Consider the following 24899-nt stretch of genomic DNA (forward strand, 5'->3'; position numbering starts at 1 on the left):
AGGCAGAACTCCGCCGTCGCCGGTGACGTCGAGGATTTCCACCCCCGGCGCGGAGCGCTTGCGGGCTTCCACCACGTCTCCCAGGCCTTCGACGGCGAAGCCGAAAACGTCGAAGCCGCAGCCGACGTTGGAGACGGTGGCGGGGGCGAAGGCGCGGACGGTGCTTGGGCTCTCGGTCATGGGCTCTCGGTAACGGCTTCCCAGTCTGGGCTGCTCAGTCTGGGCTGCTCAGTCTGGGCTGCTCAGTCTGGGCTGCTCAGTTTGGGGGTCTAGTCCTCAGGGCGCTCTTGGGCGTCGAGGCGGCTCGCATCGAGGCCCGGGATCAGCCCCCGGGCCGCCGCCAGCTCCGCCACCAGCAAGGCGCCGCCGGCGGCACCCCGCAGGGTGTTGTGGGAGAGGGTGACGAATTTGTAGTCCAGGAGCGGGCAAGGCCGCAGGCGGCCCACGGAAGCCGCCATGCCGCGGTCTAGGTCCCGATGCAGCCGCGGCTGGGGAGCGTCGTCCTCCGGCAGGTAGTGCACCGGCTGCTCCGGCGCGCTGGGTAGGCGGCGGTCCTGGGGCTCGCCGCGGAAGCTCTCCCAGGCTTCCCGGACTTCGTCCTCCGAGGCCTCGTCCCGCAGCTTGACGGAAACGCAGAGGGTGTGGCCGTCCACCACCGCCACCCGGTTGGCGTGGGCGCTGACGCGGATCCGGTGGGGCTCGATGGCGCCGTCCCGGTAGCGGCCGAGGATCTTCGCCGGCTCGTTCTCCAGCTTGTCCTCCTCGCCGCCGATGAACGGCACCACGTTGTCCAGGGCCTGCATGGAGGGCACGCCGGGAACTCCGGCGCCGGACAGGGCCTGGAGGGTCACCACGTGGGCCTGCTCGACGCCGAAGGCCCGGTCCAGCGGGCCCAGGGCCAGGGTCAGGCCGATGGTGGAGCAGTTGGGGTTGGTGAGGATGGCGCCGGAGCGGTCCTGGTGGGCCGCCAGCTCCAGGTGCTCGGGGTTGATCTCCGGCACCAGGAGGGGGACGTCCGGAGCCATGCGGTGGCTCTTGGCGTTGGATACCACCCAATGGCCGGCGTCCGCCAGGGCGGCCTCGGCCTCCAGGGCGGCGGCGGCGTCGAGGGCGGAGAAGACCAGGGCGCAGTCGGCGACGGCGTCCGGCGTGGTGGGGCGCACCGTCATCTTCGCCACCGCCGGCGGCAGGGGAGAGCTTTGCAGCCAGTGGGCGGCCTCACCGTAGGGCCGGCCGGCGGAGCGCTCGGAGGCGGTGACTACCGCCAGGCGGAACCACGGATGGTCCGACAGCAGCTCGATGAAGCGTTGGCCGACGCTGCCGGTGGCACCGAGGAGGGCGACAGGGATGCGTTCGTCGGGGACGGTGCGGGAAGAACTCTTGGAGGCGGTCATGGCATCACCTTGGGGGGATGAGTGTTGAGTGGCTCGGTAGCTTCAAGCCTAACGAGTCGTCAGTGGCTGCGCCACTCGCTTTCAGGGGCTACGCCACTCTGCGGCGGCGCGCAGCAGGTCGGCGAAGACGCCGCCGGCGGTGACCGCCGGACCGGCGCCGGGGCCGCGGACGATGAGGGGCTCGCGGTCGTAGAGACCGGTCTTGAGGACTACCAGGTTCTCGGTGCCGCGCAGCGAGGCGGCGGGGTGCTGCGGGGGCAGAGCCTCCAGGCCGACGGTGGCCCGCTCGCCGTCGAAGCGGGCCAGGTAGACCAGGCGCGAATCTCCAGCCTCCTCCAGCCGCTGGGCGAAGACCGGATCGAGCTCCGGCAGCCGCTCCCAGAGCTGCTCCAGGGTGAGCTGGCTCCAGGGACCGTCGGCGGGCAGTAGAGGCTCCACCACCACCTCCTCCGGCTCCAGGTCGAAGCCCCCCAGGCGGGCGAGGATCAGGAGCTTGCGGCCGACGTCGCCGCCCTCCAGGTCCTCTCGCGGGTCCGGCTCGGTGAGGCCCTGGTCGTAGGCCTCCCGCAGCGCCTGGCTGAAGGGGGCACCGTCGTGCAGGCGGCTGAGGACGAAGCCCACGGTGCCGGAGAGCACGCCCTCCACCGCCTGCAGACCGTCGCCGCTGTCCGCCAGATCTCGGAGCGGACCGATCACCGGCAGACCGGCACCGACGGTGGCCTCGTGGTAGAGCGGCCCGGCGGGAGGGCGCTGGTCCAGGGGGCCGGCGAAGGGGTGCTTGTTGGCGGTCACCACCGACACTCCCGCCTCGAGCAGGGGGCGATAGAGGGCGCCGAGAGTTGGGTCGGCGGTGCAGTCGAGGAAGACCGCCGGCCGCGGCCGGCGGGCGAGATCCTCGAGATGTTCCGCCAAGGGCCGGAGCTCTTCGCCGGCGGCGGTCTGCCGGGCCAGCTCCTCGGCGGCGGTGGCGGGGTCCAGGCCCGCGGGGTCGCCGAGAACGCCGCGGCTGTTGGCTACCGCCACCAGTCGCAGCTCCAAACCGCGACGGCGGGCGATCTCCTGAGAGCTGCGGGCGAGCTGGGTGAGCAGGGCGGCGCCCACCCGGCCGACCCCCGCCAGGTGCACGTCCACCCGCCGCAGGGGCTGGAAGAAACGGCTGTGGAGAGCGCGGACGGCGCGGGCTTCGTCCCGGGACGAGACCACCACCGAAATATTGAGCTCGGAGCTACCTTGGGCGATGGCTCGGACGTTGATGTCCCGCTCCGCCAGCACGCCGAAGACCGAGCTGGCGATGCCCGGGCGGTCGCGCATGCCGGTGCCCACCGCCGCCACGACTGCCAGGTTGTCCTCCACGACCAGCTCGTCCACCAGCCCGGCACGGCGCTCCAGGGCGAATTCTTCCGCCAGACAGCGGACGGCGCTGGGGATCGACTCCGGCGAGATGCCGATGCAGATGGAGTGCTCGCTGGAAGCCTGGGTGATGAGGATGACGTTGATGCGCTCCCGGGCGAGGGCGGCGAAGAGGCGCATGGCGATGCCCGGCACGCCCACCATGCCGTCGCCCTCCAGCCGCAGCAGAGCGAAGCGCTGGATGGAGGTGATGCCCCGCACCGGTGGACGGCTGGCTTCACTGCCTTCGGATTGTCGGCCCAGGGTGTCGTCCACCCGGGTGCCCGGGGCTTCGGGATGGAAGGTGTTGCGGATCCACAGCGGGATGCCGGCGCTGCGGGTGGGGTGCACGCTGGGGGGATAGACCACCTTGGCGCCAAAATGGCTCAGCTCCATGAGCTCTTCGTAGCTCAAACGGCGAATGGGCCGGGCCCCGGGGACCAGGCGGGGGTCGGCGCTCATGACGCCGTCGACATCGGTCCACAGCTCTACCGCGTCGGCATCCAGAGCGGCCCCCATCAGGGATGCGGTGTAGTCGGATCCGCCGCGGCCCAGGGTGGTGGTCTCGCCGGCGGCGGTGGCGGCGATGAAGCCGGTCATCACCTGTACTCGACCGACCCTGGGGCCGGTGTTGGAGAAGTGCTCCCGCAGGCGTTGGTAGGTGCTCTCGAGATCCACCTGGGCGTTGCCGAAGGTACCGTCGGTGACGATGAGGGGCCGGCTGTCGCAGGCTTCGGCGTCGACGCCGGCGCGGCGCAGGGCTGCCGCCACCGTCGGTGCGGAAAGGCGCTCGCCGTAGCTGAGCACGCTGTCGAGAGTGCGGGGGCTGACCTCGCCCACCAGGGAAATGCCGTGGAGTAGATCGTGGAGCTCCTCCAGGCGCTGTTCGCGGTCCTCGGCGAGGGTTTGTTCCGCCTCGTCGGCTGATCGTTCGTCGGCCTGACGGTGACGCTGCGCCAAGGCCTCCCAGCGGCCCCGCCAGCCACCGGCGGCGTCGCTGTCGTCGTCGGCCGCCGGCGAGGCCTGGCCTCGAGAAGTCCTCTGGGTGGCTTCCTGGGCCGCCGCCTGGGCCGCCGCCAACAAGGTGTCGGTGACTCCGCCGAAGGCCGAGACCACCACCGTCACGGGGCCGGCTTCCAGAGCCTTGCGGACGATGGCCACCACCGCCTCCACCCGCTCCGGGGATGCTACGGACGAACCGCCAAATTTGAGCACGCGCACGTCAATCTCCTCCCACCGTGTCCTCATCACCGGCGGCCGTGGCGACGGGCTCCCTGCACCGAGAGCTGCTAGGCCACCGGGAAGGGCGGAGCTTACTACAAGCCCCGCTGGCTTGATCCCGAACCATACTCGCCATGGTCCTTGGTGCAGCATGGGAGGCCGGCAGGATGCCAGCGCTCCCAGGTCGAGAGCCCCCCGCTGAGCCGCTGAGCCGCTGAGCCGCTGAGCCGCAGAGCAGCCGTCATCCGTCAGAGATTCTGCAACACTGGCAAAACCCGGGTGGGGGAGCCTACGTAAAAGCCGGTGAGGATGAGGCATTGCCGGCATGGATTGCTATCATCCCGTCAGCGACTCCGGCGGTGACATCAGCTCCTCGTTGCGGCGCTCCCGGCCGTGGCGTTTGAGGGTTTGGCGGCGCCGCCCGACTGCCAAGGAGGGTCTTCCAGCGCATGAACAGTTCTCCTCGTTCCACCTCTCGCTCTAGCCGCCGAGCCTCGTCTCGGCCCCCACGGGCGCTGGCCGCTCGCGCCACTGGTCGCCGAAGCCCCCTCGGCTCCCTGGGGGCTCTGCTCTCCGCCCTCACGGTTCTCTTCTTGCTCACCGGCTGCGCCAGCACCGGTGCCGACGGGGTGAGCAAGATCGCCGAATACCGGGATCAGAAGCTCAACCGCGAGGTGCGGTCCCTGGGCTTCGAGCCGGAGGAGCTGATCAAGCCATACCGCTTGACGCCGGAGATGCGCGAGTGGGTGCATACGGTGGTCCCCGCCACCGGCTCGTCGAAGGAACGCTTGATCATCCTGCTGGATTATTTGCTGGACGAGGACGGGGAGGCTCTGGGAGTGCGCTACGACTCCGGCTTCACGCCCACCGCCTCGGAGGTCTTCGATTCGCGGTTGGCCAACTGCCTGTCCTTCACTCACCTCTTCGTGGGGCTGGCCCGGGAGGCTGGCATGGACGCCTACTACCTGGACGTCAACCACGCCGAGACCTTCGAGCGGGACCAGGACCTCATCGTCCTCTCCGGTCACGTCACCGCCGGCTATGGCGTTCCCACGGATCCTCTGGTGCTGGAGTACAGCGTCGGCCCCGACGCCGACTATCGCTATGTCACCAAGCTGGAGGATCGCCGGGCCCTGGCCATGTACTACTCCAACCGCGGTGCCGAGGAGATGCGTCACGGCAATCTGGAGCAGTCCGTGGAGTGGCTGCGCACCGCCGTCACCCTCGACCACGAGCTGCCCGACGCCTGGGTGAATTACGGTGTCGTGCTGCGCCGCATGGGGGACCAAGAGGCGGCGGAGGAGGCCTACCGCAAGGCTTTGCAGGTCAATCCCCAGACCATCTCCGCTTATCAGAACCTGGCCACCCTCATGCGCCTCCAGGGACGCAGCACCGAGGCCGACGAGCTGGTGCGGGTGGCTCAGCGGCTGGGGGACCGCAATCCCTTCAACTACCTCAATCTCGGGGATTTGAACCTGCGCCGGGGAGAGATCGAGGCGGCGGAGACTTACTACCGCAAAGCCCTCAGTCTCTACGGTGAGCTGGCGGAGCCCTACGCCGCCATGGGCATCCTCGCCTATCACCTGGATCGGCCCCAGGAGGCGCGCAAATGGCTCCGCCGCGCCGAGAAGCGAGACCCCGAGAACCCCCGGACCCGCGCCCTGGCCCGCCGCCTGGACGCCGCTGAGCGGGGGGACGAGGGGATGGCCCGCATCGTCCAGCCCAAGGGCGAGCGGGGTTAGCAGCCCGTGGTAAAAGTCGAGCCGCGCTGCGAGCGGTCCTTTTCCGCCGAATCTTCGTTCGAAAACCTCGCCGATACCCGCATCGCCTGCGGTTTTCCGGCCTTGATTCGGCAAAAAACTGCTCGCTCTCGCTGGCGTCTGACTTTTGCCACGGGCTGTTAGCTGCCGGCCTACGATCGAGCGTCGACGGCCTTCGGCTCCGGAACGTAGTTTGCATTAAACTTGGAGTAGGGATGGCGGCTTGCCCACCGTCCCTCCTACAAAGAATTACTAGCGATCTATACGAGTCAGGAGCCAAGCATGAAAATCGATATCGGAATCGACAAAGCCCATCGCAGAGAAATCGCCGACGGTCTCTCCAAGCTGCTGGCGGATTCCTACACCCTCTACCTCAAGACCCACAACTACCATTGGAACGTCGAAGGGCCCATGTTCAACACCCTGCACCAGATGTTCGAGGAGCAGTACACCGAGCTGGCGGAGGCGGTGGACGTCATCGCCGAGCGCATTCGGGCTCTGGGTTTCCCGGCGCCGGGAAGCTATGAAGAGTTCCAGAAGCTCACCTCCATCGAACAGGAGAAGGAAGAGGGCATCGCCGCCGAGGAGATGGTCAAGCGTCTGGTGAGAAGCCACGAAGCGGTGGTCAAGACCGCTCGTTCGGTGCTGCCCAGCGCCGACAAGGCCACCGACGAGCCCAGCGTCGACCTGCTGGTGGAGCGCATGCGGCTGCACGAGAAGACCGCCTGGATGTTGCGCAGCATGGTGGCCTGAGGGATTTCCCTCTGCTAGTTCCCGCTCGCTAGCGGGCGGACTCTGACGACGGCGGCGAGGTTTCTCGCCGCCGTCGCTGTATCTGGAGCCCTGGCACTCGGGGAGCGGTGGCTCTACACTCCCTACCCATCATGACTCACGATCCTCGCCGCAGTGGCCTCTGGCGCTTGTTCATCGACACCGGCGGCACCTTCACCGATTGCCTCGCCGTCACTCCCCATGGAGAGCTGCGGCGGGCCAAGGTGCTGAGCTCCAGCGCTCTGCGGGGGCGGGTCGCCTCTTGGTCCACCGGGCGTCAGGCTTTGAGAGTCGAGCAGCCTTGGCCGCTGCCGAAGGATTTCTTCGCCGGCTACGCCCTGCGCCTCCTGGACGGCGGCGGCGAGGGAACGGTGACGGGCTGGAATCCGGAGACCGGAGAGCTCGGCGTGGAATGGCCAGCCGGAGCGGCGCCGCCGGTCTCCGCTGGTGCCGGCTTCGAGATCCGCTCGCCGGAGGAGGCACCGATCCTGGCCGCGCGGCTGGTCACCGGCACCGGTGCCGGCCGGCCGCTGCCGCCGGTGGAGCTGCGGCTGGCCACCACCCGCGGTACCAACGCTCTGCTGGAGCGCCGGGGCAGCCGCACCGCCCTGCTGATCACCGCCGGCTTCGGCGATCTGTTGGAGATCGGCACCCAGCAGCGGCCGGACCTCTTCGCCCTCGACGTGGTGCGGCCTCGGCCCCTCTATGAACGGGTGGTGGAGGTGGCGGAGCGCCGTGCCGCCGACGGCTCGGTGCTGGAGCCGTTGGATCTGGAGGGCCTGGAATCGGTGCTGGGCGAGCTTCTGGAGGACGGCGTGGAGAGCTTCGCCGTGGCCTTCGCCCACAGCTTTCGGCAGCCGGATCACGAATTGCGGGTGGAGGAGCTGTTGCTTCGCGGAGGAGCTCGTTGGATCAGCTCCTCGGCGCGCCTGGCGCCGCGCATCGGACTGCTGGCGCGGGCGCAGACGGCGGTGGTGGATGCCTATTTGGCGCCGGTGGTGGGGCGCTACGTCGAGCGGGTGGAAGGGGCCTTGGCGGTCGGTTCCCGGTTGTTGGTGATGACCAGCGCCGGAGGCTTGGTGAGCGCCGGCTCCTACCGCGCCAAGGACAGCCTACTCTCGGGCCCCGCCGGCGGGGTGGTGGGAGCGGCGGAGGCCGGGCAGCGTTCCGGCTTCCCCCGGGTGGTGGCCTTCGACATGGGGGGCACCTCCACCGATGTTTCCCGATGCGACGGCGCCTACGAGTACCGCTACGAGGTCGAGGTGGGGGGCGCCCGCCTGCTGGCTCCGGCCCTGGCCATCGAGACCGTCGCCGCCGGCGGCGGTTCGGTGTGCGGGTTCCGCGACGGCCGGGTGCAGGTGGGGCCGGAGAGCGCCGGTGCCGACCCGGGCCCGGCCTGCTACGGCGCCGGCGGCCCCTTGACCCTCACCGACGTCAACCTCCTCTTGGGTCGCCTCGACCCCCGGGGCTTCGAGATCCCCATCGAGAAGGAGGCGGCTCGCCAGGCCGCGGAAGATTTGGCCCGGAAGGTGGCAGCGGGAACTGGAGCTTCGCCGGAGGCAGAGGGAGGGGCGCCGCTGGAAGCCTTGCTCCAGGGCTTGCTGGACATTGCCGACGAGCGCATGGCGGAGGCCATCCGGGCCATTTCCGTGCGCCGCGGCTACGACCCCCGGGACTACACCCTGGTGGCTTTTGGCGGCGCCGGTGCCCAGCACGCCTGCTCGGTGGCCTCGGTGCTGGGCATGGAACGGGTGCTGGTGCCCGAGGATGCGGCCCTGCTCAGCGCCCGGGGGCTCTCCTCGGCGGTGGTGGAGCGCTTTGCCGAGGCCCAGGTGCTGCAGCCCTTGGCGGACGTGGCGGCGGGCCTGGAGGAGCGTCTCGCCACCCTCGGCGCCGAGGCTCGGCGGCAGGTAGTGGGGGAAGGCTTCGAGGACGATCAGGTGGAGATCCGTCGGCGGCTGGCATCGCTGCGCTTTGTTGGCCAGGAAAGCTCCCTGGAAGTGGCGGTGGAGCGGGGGGAGTCCTTGTTGGAGCTTTTCAAAGCCGCCTACCGGGAGGTCTATGGCTACGAGCCGGAGGATCGGCCGGTGGAGGTGGAATCGCTGCGGGTGGTGGCCTCGTCCCGGCCTTCCAAGCCCTTGGGAACCATGCCGGGAGAGGAAGGATCTTCCCAGGGCGCAGAAGATTCTTCCAACGGGAGGTCTGGGAATCAGGATGCAGGCCAGGGGGCCGTACGCACCGGCGGCCAGGCGGAGCTCCGACCGGCGCGACCGGCCGGTGAGCAGCGGGCCTGGATGGGGAGCGCCTGGCGCTCGGTACCGGTCTATCGCCGGGAGCAGCTTCGGTGCGGAGAAAGGCTGGAAGGCCCGGCGTTGGTTTTCGAGCTTCACAGCGCCACGGTGGTGACCCCGGGCTGGTGGGGCAGCGTGGACGCCGCTGGCGCGCTGGTGTTGGAACGATCCCGCGGGGAGGTTGATCATGCATCCTGAAGGTTCCCGCCCCGAAGCGGTGGAGCTGGCCCTCTTCACCCACCGTTTTGAAGCCATCGCCCGGGAGATGGGGGAGATGCTCCAGCGCACGGCGCTGTCCACCAACGTCAAGGAGCGGCTGGATTTCTCCTGTGCCCTCCTCGACGCCGATGGGCGGCTGGTGGTCAATGCTCCTCACATTCCGGTGCACCTGGGAGCCCTGGGGCTGTGCGTGCGCAAGGTGGCTGCAGTGCTCGACCTGGGGCCCGGGGACGTGGCGGTGACCAATCATCCGGCCTTCGGAGGCTCCCATCTGCCGGACGTGACGGTGATCACGCCGGTTTTCCTCGAGAAGGACGCCCTCAGTGAGGAGGGCGTCACTCAACTCCTGGGCTACGTGGCCAGTCGGGCCCATCACGCGGAGATCGGCGGCCGGCGCCCCGGTTCGATGCCGCCGGACGCCCGCACTCTGGCGGAGGAGGGGGTGGTGCTCGAGCCATCGCTGCTGCTGGCCGCCGGCGAGCCCCGCTGGCAGGAGATGCGGCGCCGGCTGGAAGCGGGGCCCCACCCCAGCCGGTCGGTGGCGGAGAATCTGGCGGATCTGGCGGCGGCAGTGGCGGCCAATCGCCGCGGCGCCGAGGCTCTGCGGCGCCTCGCCCGGTCCCACGGTGCCGCCAAGGTGGCGGAGCAGATGGCGGCACTGCAGGCGCTGGCGGCGCAATCCCTTTCGGAGGCGTTGGTGGCCCACGGCGACGGCCGGTATCAGGCGCGGGAGCTGCTGGACGACGGCACCCCCATCGCGGTGACCCTGGGACTCGCGGGGGGAAGGGGCACGGTGGACTTCACCGGGACGGGTTCGACGCACCCGGGCAATCTCAACGCGCCGCCAGCGGTGGCCACCAGCGCCGTGCTCTATGTGCTGCGCCTGCTCCTGGACCGCCCGCTGCCCCTCAACGAGGGCATGCTCGACCCCATCGAGTTGATCCTCCCCGAGGGCTCATTCCTGAACCCGAAGTTCCCGGAAGACCCCACTGCGGCGCCGGCGGTGGTGGGGGGCAATGTCGAAACCAGCCAGCGGGTGGTGGATACGTTGATCAAGGCGTTGGGGTTGGCGGCGGGCAGTCAGGGGACGATGAACAATCTGCTCTTCGGCAATGCCGGCTTCGGGTATTACGAGACGGTGTGCGGCGGCGTCGGCGCCGGCCCCGGTTTCGACGGCGCCTCGGCAGTGCACAGCCACATGACCAATACCCGCATCACAGATCCGGAGATCCTGGAGCACCGCTACCCGGTGCGCCTCGACCGCTTCGCCATCCGCCGCGGTTCCGGCGGTGCCGGGCGCTGGCGGGGCGGCGAAGGGGTGGTGCGGGAGCTGACGTTCTTGGAGCCGGTCTCCCTCTCCCTCCTCACTCAACACCGCCAAGCTGGCCCCTACGGCATCGAGGGAGGCTACCCCGGCACCCCCGGCCGCCAGCGCCTGGTCCGTGCCGGGGCGCCCCTCGAAGACGCCGAAGAGCTCGCAGGCATCGACGGCCGCGAGGTCGAAGCCGGCGACCGCTTGATTCTCGAAACCCCCGGTGGAGGAGGTTGGGGCGAGCCTAACCACGAATAGCAGACCCCTTTCCCCAGAGAGGTCAGCTTCAGCAAGCGATACCACTCCCGATCCCTTCCTCCCCGTCAGTCCCATGCCGACGAGCGGTATTGAGCGCGGAAGTGGTGGGCCACTACGACTGGATGCAGATGACCTACGGCTTTCCCGGCCAGGGCATCGAGCCCTTCACCCTGCTGCTGCCGGGCGACCTGGCCCTGCCGAGCCCGCCGGGCGCCATGGCTCTTTTGGGCTTCGACTTCGTCCACCTGCGGGGCGACGGCTACGCCATCGCTGGCCAGGATCTGTGGAACGACTTCTATGCCCGCGAGTTGATCGACGCGATCTTCGTCGGCGGCTTCGCAGGCCGCACCACCGACCGCTGGTCAGCGACTCTGTCCTGAATCACCCTTCTGCGCGAAGCGGCACGTAGGGCCGCGGTGCGAGCTTCTCGGTCGAGGGGCCGACCTCGGCCTCGTCGATCTCCAGCCGGTAGTCGGTGTCCAGACGCCCCCTCACGGTGAGCGGGAAGGAGCCGGGGCGGCGGTAGCCGGCGATGCGGAACTGGATCGTGCCTCTCTCGACTCGCCCTTCGGCATGGGCCACGATGCGGCCCGAGGTGCGGCGCAGGACTCCGTGCACGGTTTCGCGCTCAGCTCCGGGCGCGGTGAGCAGGAGATAGGCGGGGTACCAGGTGGCACTCACTGCCTCGAAGCCGGCGACGACGGCCAGGAGTGCCTTCTCACCCGCCAGTCGCTCCGGGCTCGGAAGGTCGTCGCGGAAGGTCACCATCAGCCGGCGCCGCAGGCATTCGATCTCGTAGGCCCGATCGGGTGACAGCTCGATGCCGCTGGGGGCTCGTCGCAGATCCCGCAAGCACGCTCCGAGTTCGTCGGGACGGGCAGGGCGGATCGGCACCCTGGCCGTTTGCTCCGTGGGCGTCCAGCCCGTCTGCTCGCCGTCGAGGTGCGCGTGATCACCCTCGCCGGGTAGGTCGTGGCGATGCTCGATCAGGCTCTCGGCGAACCGGCCAGCCTCGGCGACGAGGGAGTGGGGATCGTCCGCTTCCGTCTGGGCATGCCGGGTCAGCTCACGATCCTCGGCCGAGCCGAGTGCGCCCAGTGCCTTGAGGGCCGAGCGCCGGACCACCGGCTCGGAGTCGGCCGCCGCCCGGCGAAGGGAATCGAGGGCTTCGTCACCTCCGAGGCGCCAAAGGGCGCGCACGGCAGCCTGGCGAACCGCCGCGGGGCTGTCCTCGTCGTCCACGATACGGCCCAGCTCGCCGACGGCGCCTGGCCAACCCGTTTCGGTCAGCCAGAAGACGGCGCTCGTCCGGCCGAGCTCGGAGTCGGTGTCGTCGAGCAATGCTCGCAGCCGTTTAAGCGCGGTGGTGAACTCGGGATCGCGATCGCTACCGGGCTGCCAGCGGGGCAGCGGGACCGGTGGGCGCGGGGTCAGGCTCATCGATATCTCCGATCGTCGTGGGCATGTCTTGGGAGTGTCGGGTCAGGCGCAGGTCCATTCGACGGTGCAGTGCCGTCTCAAGGACGCGCCCTGCTCGGGCGTCAGCCGACCGCCGTTGGGGACGGATTCATACATCAGGTTGCTGCTGGAATCGTCGTGCAACAGGCCGAGGTAGTGACCGATCTCGTGGGCCAGCACCTGGGCCGTTCCGTCGATCACGGCTTCGAGGGCGATGACGCAGCCCGACGCTCCCAGCTCGTGGTCCGGGCAGCGGCCGAAGATCGGGCCGCGGCCGATGGTCGGACCGGCCCAGGTCTTGACCCAGAAGACGTCGATCGCCTCCGAGCCGAGGCCGAAGGTGTCGCGCAGCTCCCGGGCGTGCTCTGCGCTCTCGATCCACGGGAAGTCGCCGGCCTCGGCCAGGGGGATGCCCAGCTCGGCCGCGATGTCGATCCGCACCCGTGCCGGCTCGAGCAGGCGGTTCGCCAGGACGTGGGCGGCGGCGATCTCGAAGTCGTCGCCGTGGGTGAACAGCTCGGTGCCGACGCGGATGAAGTTGATCGAGACCCTGGGTACCAGCACCGCCTCGGCACAGGCGCGCAGGGCGAGAGGCGGCGAGAGCAGGGCCGGGCAGAGGGTCTGGCCGAGCGCCCACGAGTCGGCTCCGGGTTCCCGGCAGGCGGCCGCTCGGCGCAGGCGGATCACCGACACGGCGGCCGCATCATGCAGTGCTGCCGCATGATGCTCGCCTGCAGGTCGGTGATCTCGTCGAGCGGGCCGGCCCCGGTCGACGTCATCATGTTCTCGAGGCTCTTGGCCTCCGGATCGTCGAAGAGGAACGTATGGACATCGGTGTGGGACAACCCGAGGTAGTGGCCGAGCTCGTGGCCGAGAGCCCGGCCGATTGTGGCACCGCTGCCGCCACCCGAGAAGTCGACGATCAGGCCCGAGCCCTTGCCGTCGTTGTCGCAGCTACCATCGATCGGCGACTGCCCCGCCACGTCCTCGTCTTCCCAGACCAGAGAACGGACGAAGAAGGCGTCGATGCCGTCGTTGTCGCCAGCGAAGCTGAAGCTGTCGGTCAGCTCCTGCCCCTCCTCGCCGGAGGTGATCTGGTCGAAGCCTTGAGCGTCGGCGGCCAGGAGCTGGCCCCGTTCGATCCTGCCGATTCCGATCCCGACGTTACCGTAGACCCGCCGAACGAAGGCGATGGCGCCGTCGAGAAGCGAGTCCACCTGATCGGCGTTCGGAACCTGATCGAGGCCGACCGAGATCAGGTTGAGGTGGACGTGACGGAACCCGAGGCGAGCCGCCTGCAAGCGAACGCTGATGTCCGGATCGATGAACGGCGACCGTTCGGGTACCGAGCGATATCCGAAGAAGTGGTTGAGCACCGAGAGGCGCTCGGACGGGTCCGGCGCGTGGGGGCTTCCGGCTTGGACGCAGCCGATCAAGCGGCGAAGGGAAATCTCGTCCATTGACGGCACTCTACTGTAGAGCCACGAGGATCGGAATCATGCCGCGGCCCGCGGCCAGCGGTCGCAGCGCCTTGCCGATGACGCTGCCGAAAGCCTTGAGCGGGTCGGTGGCCTTCATGGCGTGGCCTTCCCGCGGCGCCGTCGTCAGCAGATCGCCGACCCCGATCGCGTCCTGGCTGGCGTCGACCTGGCAAAAGACCCGGCCGATCAAGGCCAGCGGCTTGCGCAGGCCCTCGTGGGTGCGGCCGAGGACGAGACCCGGTCGCAGGTCCCCGGCGCCCGAGAGCACGCCGGCGACTCGCTTGTCGTAGCCTGATCGGCTCGGCCGCAGGAGGCCGTCGTCGTCCAAGACCATCACGGTCCCCGGTGCGGCGTCGCAGCCGGGGGCGATCTCGAAGTCCTCGGCGCAATCGGCATTGCGCAGGATGATGTCGCCGGCATTTCCGTCGAGGTGGATGCTCGCCTTCTTCGGATCGTCGGTGGCGGTCGTGCCGGCGGCAAAGAGCATGATGTCGCCGTCGTTGTCGTGGCCGCCGAGCCAGATGTGGCCTCTCGCGCCGTCGATGCGTAGCTGCCGTTTGCCGTCGGGCGTGCGGCCGATGATCTCGCTCTTATCACCATCGAGGTGGAGGGTGGCCTTGGACAAATCGCTGTTGTCCGGCTCGTCGTGGTGAAAGAGCACGAGGTCGCCGTCCTGGCCTTGGCCGCCGAGCCACAGGTTACCGTTCGAACCGTCGAGGTGGGCGTGCCGCTTGCCGTCCGGAGAGCGGCCGATGATCTCAGCCTTGTCGCCGCTCAGGTGCAGCGTCGCCTTGCCCGCTTGGAGGTTGTCGGTCTCGTCGTGATGGTAGAGCACGAGGTCGCCGTCGGCGTCCTGGCCGCCGAGCCACAGGTTACCGCCCTCGGCGTCCAGGCGGACGCGCTGCTGCCCCGTGGCGCTGCGGCCGTTGATCCGGCCCTTCTCGCCGTCGAGGTGGATCGTTGCGTCGTGAACCGAGACGTTGCCGGTGCGACCTCCCCGGAAGAGCACGACGTCACCGTCCTGGCCCTGGCCGCCGAGCCACAGGTTGCCCTCGTCGTCCAGACGCACCGCCCGCTTCTCGTGCTTCCAGATCTCGATCCGGCCGTCGTCGCCGAACATGCGGATCGTAGCGTCGCCCAGGCCCAGCAGTCGGCCGACGAAGGTCCGCGCTTCGACCTTCGCTTTGGTGCCGTCGATCAGGACGTTGGCCGTATTCAGCGACAGCTCGATCTCGTCCTGAACGATCCCGGCCCCGGCCCCGGACGCGATGGGATCGACCACCTGCAGGCGGATGGCCTCCTTGCCATCGGCGTCGCGCAGCGTCAGATCGCCGCCTCGGCCGTGGCCGCCGGCCGTGATGTCGGCCTTGTCGCCGTCGAGCTGGATGGTGGCATTGGGCGGGTTGGCGCTGTCGAAGATCTCCGTCTTTGGCATGGTGCGGACCTCCCTCTCGAATGGCAATTGAGGCGCCTTCCCGGCGCAGGGCCGGACAAGCCGAGATTTCCCAACTGGCTTTCTCACGAAATCTCCGGCGCACAATAGGAGGTGAGAATACCATTCTCCTTGCCCAGGTTTGGAAGAGACCCCGCGTTTTCCTTGCTTGATTTCCTTACTCATGCTCATTACCATTGAGCCATGAAAGCAACGCTGACTTCGAAAGGTCAAATCACCATCCCGGTGGCGATCCGGCGCCGACTCGGACTTGAGGCGGGGCAGATCCTCGAGTTCGACGAGGCTGCTCCCTATCTCAAAGCAGTGCCAGTCTTCGATGAGTCGGCGATGCGGTCGTTGGTAGGCTGCACCGAGGGAAGGCTGGGGAAAACGAGCGCCGAGTGGCTCGAGGAGACGCGCGGTGAGAAGCTCGAGGACGACCCGGACGGTGACGAGCGGCCGTGAGGCTTGCGCTCGACACCTCGGTGCTGCTGACGATCTTCAACCGTGAGCCGCAGGCCGAGCGCTGGATCGAGGCGCTCATCGAAGCGCGGCGCCACGGACAGTTGGTGCTCTGCGAGGTCGTCTACGCCGAGCTCGCTCCGGCCTTTCGGGCCCGCGCGGAGCTCGACCGGGTGCTCGCCGACCTCGGTGCAAGCCTCGATCCCATCACTCCCGATTCCGCCTGGCTCGCTGGCCAAACCTTCCGCCGCTATCGCGCCGAAGGTGGTCCACGCGAGCACCTCATCCCCGACTTCCTCATCGCCGCCCACGCCCAACTGCAAGCCGATCACCTCGCCGCCCTAGACCGCGGCTACTTGCGCCGCTACTTCCCCAACCTCACGCTGTTGCGCCAAGCCTAGCTAGTGGAGAGGAGGGGCCTGCCCGCCCAGGCGAGGGTCGCGCCCCGGGCGGCCATCCAAACCGCTAGAGCGAACCATAGGAGGTGGTTGCTGGAGGTCCAGAGGGCCAGGGCCGCCAGGGGGAGGAAGACGCCGAGGGTGCATAGGAGCATGGCGTTGCGCAGGGTACGGCCGGCGGTGAGGCCGAGGAAGAGGCCGTCGTAGATGAACGCCACGGCACCGAAGAGGAGCACCGGGATCAGCCAGGGGGCCAGCTGAGCGCCCAGGTCGATGACCTCCTGGTGGGAGGTGAGGAGGCGGAGCACGAAGCGGGGGAAAAAGAGCAGGGCGGCCAGCACCCCCACCGTCACCACCTCCGCCACCACCAAGGCCAACACCATCAACCGCCGCAGCGTGGCGCGATCCCGAGCGCCGTGGAAAATACCGGCGAGACTCTCCACCGCGAACGCGGCGCCGTCGACGAAATACGCCGTGAACACCATCAGCCGCAACAAGATCGTATTCGCCACCAAAGCCTCCGTCCCCAGCCAGCCGCTGAGGGCGGTGAACACGCCGAGGGTGCCGGTGAGCATCAGAGTGCGGACGAAAATGTCCCGATTGAGCCGCACCAGCCGCCCCAGGGCCTCCCGCTGCAGGACATCAGCCCACCGCCAGGGCAGGGGCTTGCCGGCGCGCAACATCAAGCTCAAAGCCACCGCCAGCATCAAATACTGGCTCACGGCACTGGCGATGCCGGCCCCCTGAGCCGCCAAGTCCAGGCGCAGGATGAAGACATAATTGAGCACGATGTTGGCGAGATTGGCAGTGACCGTCATGAGCAGTGCCCGGCCGCTCTCCTCCCGCCCCAGGAACCACCCCACCAGAGCAAAATTCGCCAGCGCCGCCGGTGCTCCCCACAGCCGCGCCTCCAAATACGCGGCGGCGGGACCACGGAGCTCGTCGGCGACCTGCAGCGCCGCGAAGCCTACCTCCCGGATCACCGGCGTCAGCGCCAGCAGCAACAGCCCGAGGCCGGCCCCGGGGGCCAGCGCGCGGTAGAGGGCCAGCCAGGTCTCCCGGTGATCCTCCCGCCCTCGGGCCTGGGCGGTGAGGCCGGTGGTGCTCATGCGCAGGAAATTGCACGACCAAAACAGCGTGTCGAAGATCACCGAGGCCAGGGCTACGCCGCCCAGGAAGCGTAGATCCGGCAAATGACCGAGCATGCCGGCGTCTACCAGCCCCACCAGCGGGGCGGTGATGTTGGCCACCACGTTGAGCAGGGTCAGGCGCAAGAAGCGCCGGCCGAGACCGGGAGGGGAAGCCATGAGTGAGGCGTTTTGGGGTTAGCTTTCCGGCAGCTCGAACTGAGGCGTCGGGGCGTCCACGGCGCGGCCGCCGGCGAGGTGGGCGACGATGCGGTCGACGTGGACGTGGCTGGTCTCGATGAAGTGGCGGACGCCTCGCAGCTGAGTGCCGGCGACGGCGGTGCCGGCGACATAGAGGCCGGGGACATTGGTCTCCATGGTCTCCTCGTCGAGCTTCGGCTTGCGGCCGGGGCCTTCGAGCTCGATGCCGGCGCGCTCGAAGAGGGTCGGATCCTGGGAATAGCCGGTGAGCAGCAGCACCTGGTCCGCCGGTACCTCCAGAGCCTCGCCGACTCCCGACCCCTCATCGGACGCGGCCTCGGCGGTGCGCTCCAAGACCACCCGATCCGGCAGGATCTGCCGCGGCACCGTGTTGGGCAGGAAGTCGATGTGGCCCTCGCGGATCATCGCCCGGATCTCCGGCATCAGCCAGAACTTGATGCGCTTCTCGTCGAGCCCCGGTCCACGGTAGCTGAGGGTCACCCGGCTGCCGATGCGCCGGCAGCGGATGGCCGCCTCCACCGCCGAATTCTTGCCACCGACGATGAGCAGCCGGCGGCGGAAATACTCGTGGGGCTCCGCCAGATAGTGGCTGACGTGGGGTAGGTCCTCCCCCGGAATGCCCAATAGCTGGGGCCGGTGCATGTCGCCGATGGCCAGCACCACCCGCCGTGCCCGCAGCCGGTGCTCCACGTGCTGGCGGCGGATGAGAAGGACGAAACCGTCGCCGTCGCCCTCGATCTCCTCCACCTTCTGCCCTGTGTGGATCTCCAGGTCGAATTGCTGCACCACACCGCGCAGATAATTGAGGTATTCCTCCCGGGTGGCCTTGTTCTGGTCGACGGTCTGCAGCGGCACGCCGGCGATGGCGATGCGCTCCGGTGAGGAGAAAAAGCGGGTGAACGGGGCGTACCAGGCGATGGTGGCGCCGATCTGTCCCGCTTCGAAGTGCCGGTAGTCCAAGCCCTTGCGGCGCAAAGCGACGGCGAGCTCGATGCCGATGGGGCCTGCCCCCACGATGGCTACGTCGGTGGTTTCCATGGGTCGGAGCTTACCAGTCTGGAACCAATGTCGGGCCGTCGGATCCAGCTCATGGGGTCCTCGAAGAGACTCGAAAAAGAGGATCGCAAGCGAAGCATTCGACGGACTCCGCTCTTTCGCTCTATACTTCCTAATGTTCGGCCAAACATCGGGTCCACGGTGCTCCCTCGGCCTACCGAGCGGGGAGCGTGGGCCAACCGCCGTCCGGAGACCGCGCCGAAGCCGGCGCAAGAGACCTCGTGGAGGACGTTAGCAATTCTCCCCGTGCCTGGTATCGAGCGTTGTTTCGGTGCCGGGCCAGGACTGCCCGACCATCATGCGTCCGTTGACCCATCTCTCGATCCAAAGCAAGATCATTGGCATCATCCTGCTCACCAACGTGGTGGGCCTGGGCCTGGCGGTGTCTCTGATCATCCGCAACGATCTGGACATCTTCCACCGCGAGCTGGCCACCAGCGCTCAGGTCATCGCCAAGGTCGCCGGTGCCTACAACGTCATCCCCCTGAGCTTCGACGATCCCACCGAAGCCGATATCTCCCTCGCCAAGCTCGACGCCTACGACCACCTGCTAGAGGCCTACATCTTCGATACCGAGGATCAGCCCTTCGCTCAGCGCATCAAGATCCCGCTGGGCATCGGGTTGCCCGACGTCGACCATCAGATCAGCGGCTTCCGGGACGGCTACCTCGAGGTTTGGGAGCCCATCGTCGAGAACGGGGTCAAATACGGCACCATCGTGCTGCGTTTCAGCACGGAGCACCTGGACAATCTCGTGCGCGAGTACCGGCGCAAAATGCTTTCGGTGCTGGCGTTGGTGATCGCCATCTCGGTGCTCTTCTCCTTCTTCCTCGGGCGGGTGATCTCCGGTCCCATCCTGCAGCTCTCGGAGGTGGCGCGGACCATCTCCAACAACGGTGACTACTCGATTCGGGTAAAGAAGATCGGCCGCGATGAGATCGCTACCTTGTGCGATGTCTTCAACGATATGCTGCAACAGATCCAAAATCGGCAGCGGGAGCTGGAGCGGAGCAATCGGGAGCTCGACCACTTCGCCTACGTGGCGTCCCACGATCTGAAGGCCCCGTTGCGGGCCATCGCTTCCCTGGCCCAGTGGATCGAGGAAGACCTGGAGGATCGGCTGACGCCCCAGGCGGCGGATCAGCTGGAGCTGCTGCGCGGCCGGGTTCGGCGCATGGAGGGATTGATCAACGGGATCTTGGAGTACTCCCGCATCGGCCGCATCGACGCCGATCTGGAGGAGGTGGACATCGGAAAGCTGGTGCACGAGGTCATCGATATGATCGGCATCCGCGAAGGGATCAAAGTGGAAGTGGCGGAGAAGATGCCGACTCTGCGTACCAAGAGGGTGCGGTTGCAGCAGGTCTTTGCCAACCTGATCACCAACGCGGTGAAGTACCACGACAAGGAAACCGGCTGGGTGCGGGTGGGAGTCGAGGATGCGGGCGAGACCTACCGCTTCTTCGTCGCCGACGATGGCCCCGGCATCGCTCCGCGCTTCCAAGAGAAGGTATTCATGATCTTCCAGACCCTGCAGGCTCGGGATCAGATCGAGAGCACCGGTGTCGGCCTGGCGTTGGTGAAGAAGATCGTCGAGGCGGAGGGGGGCAAGGTGGAGCTGGATTCGGAGGAGGGGGAGGGGACGACCTTCCTCTTCACCTGGCCGAAAGATCATCGGGACCAGGCTTCTGCGGCCTGATGCGATAGCCTGGAAGAAAGATTTCGACGGAGATGAGGTTTCGACGGACGGCCCGGACGGATAGTGCTTTGGACAGAGGATGTGTGAGGAGGGGGGAGAACGAGCCATGAGCGAGAATGCGCAGCGTCGGCGGGAGAAGGATGGGCAGGGGAGCGGGCATATCCTCCTGGTGGAGGACGACCGGGTCGACGCCATGGCCGTGGAGCGGGCCTTTCGCGAGCTGGACATCGAAGACCGCCTGGAGGTGGTGGCGGACGGCCAGGAAGCCTTGGAGCATCTGGAGCTGGCCTCCGACAAGGTGCCGGACCTGATTCTGCTGGATCTCAACATGCCGCGCATGAGCGGCGTCGAGTTTCTCTTCGCCCGGCAGAGCCACGAGGTGCTACGGCGCATCCCGGTGGTGGTGATGACCACGTCTACCGACGAGAAGGATCGGGTCAGCAGTTTCGACCTGGGGGTGGCGGGCTATATCGTCAAGCCCGTGGACTATCACCAATTCGTCGACGAGATCCGTAGCTTGCAGCGCTTTCGGCACACCGGGAGGTGGCATGCCTGAGACCCTGGCGGGGGCCCAACTGGAAGCCGACGCAGGAGTCGACCCGGACCACATCCGGGTGCTTCTGGTGGAGGACGACGAGGTCGACCAGATGGCCTTTGAGCGCATCGTGCGCCGAGAAGGTCTGCCCTACCGCTACGAGATCGTCGGCAGCCTGGGGGAGGCCCGGGAGCTCTTTCGCAGCCACCGTTTCGACGTCGTCATCTCCGACTACCACCTTCCCGACGGCACCGCCCTGGAGCTTTTCGACCGGCCCCTGTCCATGCCCATCATCGTGATCACCGGCGCCGGCGGCGAGGAGATTGCGGTGCAGGCTATGAAGGCCGGCGCCTACGACTACCTGATCAAGGATCTGGAGCGGAAGTATCTGAAGATTCTCCCCATCACGGTGGAGAACGCTCTCAAGAAGAGCCGGGCGGAGCGCGAGCTGCGCATGCTCTCCCACGCCATCACCAAGATCAACGAGGCGATCTTCATCACCGACCCGGAGGGGGAGGTGCTCTACGTCAACGAGGCCTTCTGCCGCACCTACGGCTATCTCGACCAGGGGATCCTGGGGCGCCACCGCAAGATGCTGTGGGCGGACGAGGGTCAGGCGCCGGGAGATCGGGAGGTGGATCTGGACGGCTCCCGCGGCGGCGAGCAGGTGGAATGCCTGCACCGGCGCCGGGACGGCACGACCTTCCCGGTGTTGCTTTCCCGCTCGACCCTCGAGCTGAGCCGGGAGGAGGGGCTGGCGGAGGTTGGAGTGGTGTGGGACATCACCCAGCGCAAACGCTCGGAGAACGCTCTGCGGGAGAGCGAGGAGCGCTACGCTCTGGCGGCCCGGGGGGCCAACGACGGTCTGTGGGATTGGGATCTGCGCATCGGCGAGATCTTCTTCTCGGCGCGCTGGAAGCACATGATGGGCTACAGCGAGCAGGAGATCGGTTCGAGCCCGGAGGATTGGTTCCGGTTGGTGCATCCGGAGGACTTGAGCCTGCTCAAGGCTCATATCGAGGCCCACATGGAGGGTCGTACGCCCCATTTCGAGCACGAGCACCGCATCCGTCACCGCAACGGTGACTATCGTTGGATGCTCAGCCGTGGCCTGGCGGTGCGCGGCCGCAACGGCCAGGCTTACCGCATGGCGGGCTCCCAGACCGACGTCACGGAGCGCAAGCGGGCGGAGCAGCAGCTAGTCCACGACGCCCTCCACGACGCCCTCACCGGCCTGCCCAACCGCGCCCTCTTCCTCGATCGTCTGAACCATGCCCTGAACCGCTCCCGGCGCCGGGATTCCTATCACTTCGCCGTCCTCTTCCTCGACCTGGACCGCTTCAAGGTGGTCAACGACAGCCTCGGCCACATGCTCGGCGACGAGCTGCTCACCGCCATCGCCCGGCGGCTGGAGGCCTGTCTGCGCATGGGCGATACGGTGGCACGGCTGGGCGGCGATGAATTCGCCATTCTGCTCGACGATTTGGACCGCACCGAAGACGCGGTGGAGGTCTCTCTGCGCATCCTGGAGGATCTCCAGGCGCCCTTCCACCTCGACGGCCACGAGCTCTTCGCCACCGCCAGCATCGGCATCGCCCTCAGCGTCACCGGCTACGAGCGGGCGGAGGAGGTGCTGCGGGACGCCGACACCGCCATGTATCGGGCCAAGTCCCAAGCGGAGAAGCGGCCGGTGGTCTTCGATCCCACCATGCACGCCAACGCCATGACGGTGCTGCGGCTGGAGACGGATCTGCGGCGGGCGGTGGAACGGGAGGAGTTCGAGCTCTTCTATCAGCCCATCGTCAGCCTCAAGAGCGGTGTCCTGTGGGGGTTCGAGGCGCTGGTGCGGTGGCGCCATCCGGAGCGCGGGCTGGTCTATCCCAGCGAGTTCCTACCGCTGGCGGAGGAGACCGGTCTGATCCTCTCCATCGGCTATTGGGTGCTGCGGGAAGCGGCCCGTCAGACCCGGGACTGGCAGCAGCGCTTCCCCCGCCGCCGGGAGCTGGGGGTGAGCGTCAACGTCGCCGGTCAGCAGCTGGCCCACGGCGCCTTCGTGGCGCAGGTGGACGAGGTGCTGCGGGAGACGTCGATCCCGCCGGAGTCGCTGCGACTGGAAATTACCGAAGGCGTGCTGATGGACAGTCCAGAGGCCACGGCGCTGGTGCTGGAGCAGCTGCGGGAGCGGCAGATCAAGCTGCACATCGACGATTTCGGCACCGGTTACTCCTCCCTCAGTCACCTGCACCGCTTCCCGGTGGACACGCTGAAGATCGACCGTTCCTTCATCGGGGCTCTGGACGCTCGAGGTGAGAACTCGGAGATCGTGCGGACCATCATCGCGTTGGCTCACTCGTTGAACATGGACGTTCTGGCGGAGGGGGTGGAGACTCGCCAGCAGCTCATCGTTCTCAAGGGCTTGGGCTGCGAATTCGGTCAGGGGTTCTTCTTCGCCCGCCCGCTGGAGAAATCCGCTGCGGAGGAATGGGTTGCCAGGCCCGTGCACTTTTGACCGCGGCGTTGAGCTCACCCCCCCGAGATTCTCGCCAGGAGAGCGGAGGCTAGGTATACTAGCGAGCCTCCGGACCATCGATCTTCGTCGCGCGATGAGCGCGGCGGTGCTATTGCTGCTGCTGGCGGTTCCGGCTCTGGCCCAGGAGCCTCAGAATCCGGCACCTCCGCCCCCTCCGGAGCCGGAGGTGAGAGCCCAGACGCCGGCGTCGGAGCCCGAGGAATCGGCGGCGACGAGGACAGCGGCGGAGAAGCCTGCGGATGGAGAGGCTGCTGAGAAGGCCGCGACGGCGGAGGTCGAGACGGATCGCGGCTTCTTGCTGGTAGTACACCCCAGCAACCCGGTGCGCGAGCTGACCCGCGAGGAGGTCGAGCGCATCTTCCTCAAGCGGACGATTCGCTGGGAGGATTGGGACGGAGAGCCGCGCATCGACCCGGTGGATCAGCTGCCGGACAGCGAGGTCCGCGAGGTCTTTACCGAGGTAGTGCACCGCAAGCCCGTGCGGCTGGTGGTGGGGCACTGGCAGCGGATGATCTTTTCCGGGCGGGATCGACAGCCCGAAGAGCTGACCGGTAGCGAAGAGGTTTTGGAGTACGTGGGGAGCAACGAGCGGGCCATCGGCTATATCGATTCGTCGACGGTTCCCGGCTCTCGCGTGCGGGTTTTGAAAATCGAGGAGTGATCCGTCGGTGCCGGGGACGAGCCCGGGGCCGGATTGGTCCGATTATTCTCTGGCCCATCTGTTGGATGGTGGAGGAGCCGCCGCGGGCGGTAGCGAGGTAGCGGTATGTTTTCCAATTTGAGTTTGCGGCGCCGAATCCAGCTCATGCTTTGGCTGGCCGTGCTCGGGTCTCTGGTCATCCTCTCGGTGGTCCTGTGGACCTTCTACCAGGACAATCAGCTCGCCAAGAGCGTTTATTCGAGCCCCCGGGGGGAAGACGGGGTGGCCTCCGGCTATGTCGCCGCCTTCGACCTCAGCCGTGACCTCAAGGAGTATCTGGAAGAGGTCCAGAAGGCGATGATCGAATGGTCCTTCCAGAACGGCGAGGAGGAATGGGCGGCGGTGGAAGCGGCCCGCAACACCTTCGTCGACCGGCTCTCGGACGCCGGGCAGAATCCGCAGATCGACGACGAGACCGAGCGGCGGGTGGCGGAGCTCTTCGAGTCCTACTACCAGAAAGCCACCAGCCTCGGCCGCGCCGTCGGCGGCGTCGACACCTTCGACGTGGTGGAGGGGGAAGAGCCCGTGGACACCGGTCCGGAGGTGGATGTGGAGAGCCTCCAGGGTGAGGTCATCGAGGCCATCAACCAGCTCAGTACCCGCCTCGACGAATTCTCCGCCGCCAAGAAACAGGAGATGGAGGACGCCTTTCGCCGCGCTGCCCAACGGCGCTCCAACTTCTTGATCCTCTTGGTGGTGGTGGTCGCCATCTCGCTGGTGCTGATGTTCCTGGTCTCGGTCTACGTCACCCGCTCCGTGACCCGCGCCGTGGGCCAGGCGGCGGACGTGGCGGACCGGCTCTCCCAGGGGGATATGAGCAGCCGCATCACCGTCACCTCGGACGACGAGCTGGGCCAGCTGCTGCAGGCCATGCAGCGCATGCTCGACTATCTGCACGAAGCGGAGGGGGTGGCCAAGGCCATCGCCGACGGCGATTTGACGGTGCAGGTCAACCCGCGTTCGGAGCAGGACAGCTTCGGCAACGCCTTCCAGGGCATGATCGGCAATCTGCGCTCGATGATCGGCAACGTCAAAGAGGCCGCCGGCGATGGCCTTGGCCACCCCCTCCGCTTCGTGCAGATAGTCGAGCATGCGCTGCATGGCCTGCAGCCGTTTACGGCGCTGCATTGGATCAGATTGGTCTGAACGTCTACCATTACACCGTTCCCGACAATGAGGTCAAT

General features: G+C 67.6%; 21 protein-coding genes. 12 read left to right on the forward strand and 9 right to left on the reverse strand.

The window, feature by feature from the left end; genetic code table 11:
• The 3 genes from SX243_14835 to thrA form a co-directional block, all read right to left on the reverse strand.
• On the reverse strand, positions 1-180 hold a 180-nt coding region (locus tag SX243_14835), incomplete at its 3' end, for a homoserine kinase (GenBank protein ID MDY7094244.1).
• A gap of 89 nt (positions 181-269) precedes the next feature.
• Positions 270-1394 carry an aspartate-semialdehyde dehydrogenase gene (gene asd, locus SX243_14840; protein ID MDY7094245.1) on the reverse strand — a complete coding sequence of 375 codons (1125 nt, stop codon included), beginning with the start codon at positions 1392-1394 and terminating at the stop codon, positions 270-272.
• An 81-nt stretch (positions 1395-1475) separates the two neighbouring features.
• The gene (gene thrA, locus SX243_14845) at positions 1476-4004 is read right to left on the reverse strand and encodes a bifunctional aspartate kinase/homoserine dehydrogenase I (GenBank protein ID MDY7094246.1); all 2529 of its coding nucleotides are present in this window, start codon (positions 4002-4004) and stop codon (positions 1476-1478) included.
• Between the two features lie 449 nt (positions 4005-4453).
• Here thrA and SX243_14850 point away from each other — a divergent pair, with 449 nt between their 5' ends.
• The 5 genes from SX243_14850 to SX243_14870 all read left to right on the forward strand — a co-directional run bounded on the left by SX243_14850 (position 4454) and on the right by SX243_14870 (position 10995).
• On the forward strand, positions 4454-5746 hold the full coding sequence (locus SX243_14850) for a tetratricopeptide repeat protein (GenBank protein ID MDY7094247.1): 1293 nt from the start codon (positions 4454-4456) through the stop codon (positions 5744-5746).
• A 300-nt stretch (positions 5747-6046) separates the two neighbouring features.
• Positions 6047-6517 carry a Dps family protein gene (locus tag SX243_14855; GenBank protein ID MDY7094248.1) on the forward strand — a complete coding sequence of 157 codons (471 nt, stop codon included), beginning with the start codon at positions 6047-6049 and terminating at the stop codon, positions 6515-6517.
• 107 nt (positions 6518-6624) lie between these two features.
• Positions 6625-9024 carry a hydantoinase/oxoprolinase family protein gene (locus SX243_14860; protein MDY7094249.1) on the forward strand — a complete coding sequence of 800 codons (2400 nt, stop codon included), beginning with the start codon at positions 6625-6627 and terminating at the stop codon, positions 9022-9024.
• On the forward strand, positions 9014-10615 hold the full coding sequence (locus SX243_14865) for a hydantoinase B/oxoprolinase family protein (GenBank protein MDY7094250.1): 1602 nt from the start codon (positions 9014-9016) through the stop codon (positions 10613-10615). The genes SX243_14860 and SX243_14865 overlap by 11 nt, the downstream gene beginning before the upstream one ends.
• Before the next feature lie 89 nt (positions 10616-10704).
• Entirely contained in the window at positions 10705-10995 is a 291-nt protein-coding gene (locus SX243_14870) for a hypothetical protein (GenBank protein MDY7094251.1), read from the forward strand.
• A 1-nt stretch (position 10996) separates the two neighbouring features.
• Here SX243_14870 and SX243_14875 read toward each other — a convergent pair whose 3' ends face one another.
• Genes SX243_14875 through SX243_14890 form a run of 4 tightly spaced genes read right to left on the reverse strand, consistent with a single transcriptional unit; the run spans position 10997 to position 14989 of the window.
• The gene (locus SX243_14875) at positions 10997-12055 is read right to left on the reverse strand and encodes a HEAT repeat domain-containing protein (protein MDY7094252.1); all 1059 of its coding nucleotides are present in this window, start codon (positions 12053-12055) and stop codon (positions 10997-10999) included.
• A gap of 42 nt (positions 12056-12097) precedes the next feature.
• A complete protein-coding gene (locus tag SX243_14880) occupies positions 12098-12766 on the reverse strand; it encodes a matrixin family metalloprotease (protein MDY7094253.1) in 669 nt (222 codons plus the stop codon).
• A complete protein-coding gene (locus SX243_14885) occupies positions 12757-13533 on the reverse strand; it encodes a hypothetical protein (GenBank protein MDY7094254.1) in 777 nt (258 codons plus the stop codon). Before SX243_14885 ends, SX243_14880 begins: the two co-directional genes overlap by 10 nt.
• 10 nt (positions 13534-13543) lie before the next feature.
• Positions 13544-14989: a hypothetical protein gene (locus tag SX243_14890; GenBank protein ID MDY7094255.1), complete on the reverse strand. Its 1446-nt coding sequence runs from the start codon at positions 14987-14989 to the stop codon at positions 13544-13546.
• 201 nt (positions 14990-15190) lie between these two features.
• Here SX243_14890 and SX243_14895 point away from each other — a divergent pair, with 201 nt between their 5' ends.
• Entirely contained in the window at positions 15191-15451 is a 261-nt protein-coding gene (locus tag SX243_14895) for an AbrB/MazE/SpoVT family DNA-binding domain-containing protein (protein ID MDY7094256.1), read from the forward strand.
• A complete protein-coding gene (locus SX243_14900; protein ID MDY7094257.1) occupies positions 15448-15849 on the forward strand; it encodes a type II toxin-antitoxin system VapC family toxin in 402 nt (133 codons plus the stop codon). Before SX243_14895 ends, SX243_14900 begins: the two co-directional genes overlap by 4 nt.
• Here the strand turns inward: SX243_14900 and SX243_14905 are convergent.
• On the reverse strand, positions 15846-17153 hold the full coding sequence (locus SX243_14905; GenBank protein ID MDY7094258.1) for an MATE family efflux transporter: 1308 nt from the start codon (positions 17151-17153) through the stop codon (positions 15846-15848). The genes SX243_14900 and SX243_14905 overlap by 4 nt on opposite strands.
• Before the next feature lie 18 nt (positions 17154-17171).
• A complete protein-coding gene (locus SX243_14910) occupies positions 17172-18233 on the reverse strand; it encodes an NAD(P)-binding domain-containing protein (protein ID MDY7094259.1) in 1062 nt (353 codons plus the stop codon).
• A gap of 316 nt (positions 18234-18549) precedes the next feature.
• On the opposite strand from SX243_14910, the gene SX243_14915 reads away from it, so the two are divergent.
• From SX243_14915 to SX243_14935, 5 genes are all read left to right on the forward strand, one after another.
• Positions 18550-19950, forward strand: coding sequence for an ATP-binding protein (locus tag SX243_14915; protein MDY7094260.1), 1401 nt, complete (start codon positions 18550-18552; stop codon positions 19948-19950).
• A gap of 106 nt (positions 19951-20056) precedes the next feature.
• Positions 20057-20506: a response regulator gene (locus tag SX243_14920; protein MDY7094261.1), complete on the forward strand. Its 450-nt coding sequence runs from the start codon at positions 20057-20059 to the stop codon at positions 20504-20506.
• Positions 20499-22994 carry an EAL domain-containing protein gene (locus SX243_14925; GenBank protein MDY7094262.1) on the forward strand — a complete coding sequence of 832 codons (2496 nt, stop codon included), beginning with the start codon at positions 20499-20501 and terminating at the stop codon, positions 22992-22994. The genes SX243_14920 and SX243_14925 overlap by 8 nt, the downstream gene beginning before the upstream one ends.
• Positions 22995-23088: 94 nt before the next feature.
• On the forward strand, positions 23089-23676 hold the full coding sequence (locus SX243_14930; GenBank protein MDY7094263.1) for a hypothetical protein: 588 nt from the start codon (positions 23089-23091) through the stop codon (positions 23674-23676).
• 144 nt (positions 23677-23820) lie between these two features.
• Positions 23821-24861 (forward strand): methyl-accepting chemotaxis protein, encoded by a 1041-nt coding sequence (locus SX243_14935; GenBank protein ID MDY7094264.1) that lies wholly within the window; start codon positions 23821-23823, stop codon positions 24859-24861.
• Positions 24862-24899 lie beyond the last annotated feature (38 nt).

The organism is Acidobacteriota bacterium (genome assembly GCA_034211275.1).
Taxonomy (GTDB): domain Bacteria; phylum Acidobacteriota; class Thermoanaerobaculia; order Multivoradales; family JAHZIX01; genus JAGQSE01.

Bases quoted from the DNA above. Each gene is read 5' to 3' on its own strand.
- asd (MDY7094245.1), bottom strand. From the start codon at position 1,394: ATGACCGCCTCCAAGAGTTCTTCCCGCACCGTCCCCGACGAACGCATC.
- SX243_14850 (MDY7094247.1), top strand. From the start codon at position 4,454: ATGAACAGTTCTCCTCGTTCCACCTCTCGCTCTAGCCGCCGAGCCTCG.
- SX243_14855 (MDY7094248.1), top strand. From the start codon at position 6,047: ATGAAAATCGATATCGGAATCGACAAAGCCCATCGCAGAGAAATCGCC.
- SX243_14865 (MDY7094250.1), top strand. From the start codon at position 9,014: ATGCATCCTGAAGGTTCCCGCCCCGAAGCGGTGGAGCTGGCCCTCTTC.
- SX243_14875 (MDY7094252.1), bottom strand. From the start codon at position 12,055: ATGAGCCTGACCCCGCGCCCACCGGTCCCGCTGCCCCGCTGGCAGCCC.
- SX243_14885 (MDY7094254.1), bottom strand. From the start codon at position 13,533: ATGGACGAGATTTCCCTTCGCCGCTTGATCGGCTGCGTCCAAGCCGGA.
- SX243_14890 (MDY7094255.1), bottom strand. From the start codon at position 14,989: ATGCCAAAGACGGAGATCTTCGACAGCGCCAACCCGCCCAATGCCACC.
- SX243_14895 (MDY7094256.1), top strand. From the start codon at position 15,191: ATGAAAGCAACGCTGACTTCGAAAGGTCAAATCACCATCCCGGTGGCG.
- SX243_14905 (MDY7094258.1), bottom strand. From the start codon at position 17,153: ATGGCTTCCCCTCCCGGTCTCGGCCGGCGCTTCTTGCGCCTGACCCTG.
- SX243_14910 (MDY7094259.1), bottom strand. From the start codon at position 18,233: ATGGAAACCACCGACGTAGCCATCGTGGGGGCAGGCCCCATCGGCATC.
- SX243_14915 (MDY7094260.1), top strand. From the start codon at position 18,550: ATGCGTCCGTTGACCCATCTCTCGATCCAAAGCAAGATCATTGGCATC.
- SX243_14920 (MDY7094261.1), top strand. From the start codon at position 20,057: ATGAGCGAGAATGCGCAGCGTCGGCGGGAGAAGGATGGGCAGGGGAGC.
- SX243_14925 (MDY7094262.1), top strand. From the start codon at position 20,499: ATGCCTGAGACCCTGGCGGGGGCCCAACTGGAAGCCGACGCAGGAGTC.
- SX243_14930 (MDY7094263.1), top strand. From the start codon at position 23,089: ATGAGCGCGGCGGTGCTATTGCTGCTGCTGGCGGTTCCGGCTCTGGCC.
- SX243_14935 (MDY7094264.1), top strand. From the start codon at position 23,821: ATGCTTTGGCTGGCCGTGCTCGGGTCTCTGGTCATCCTCTCGGTGGTC.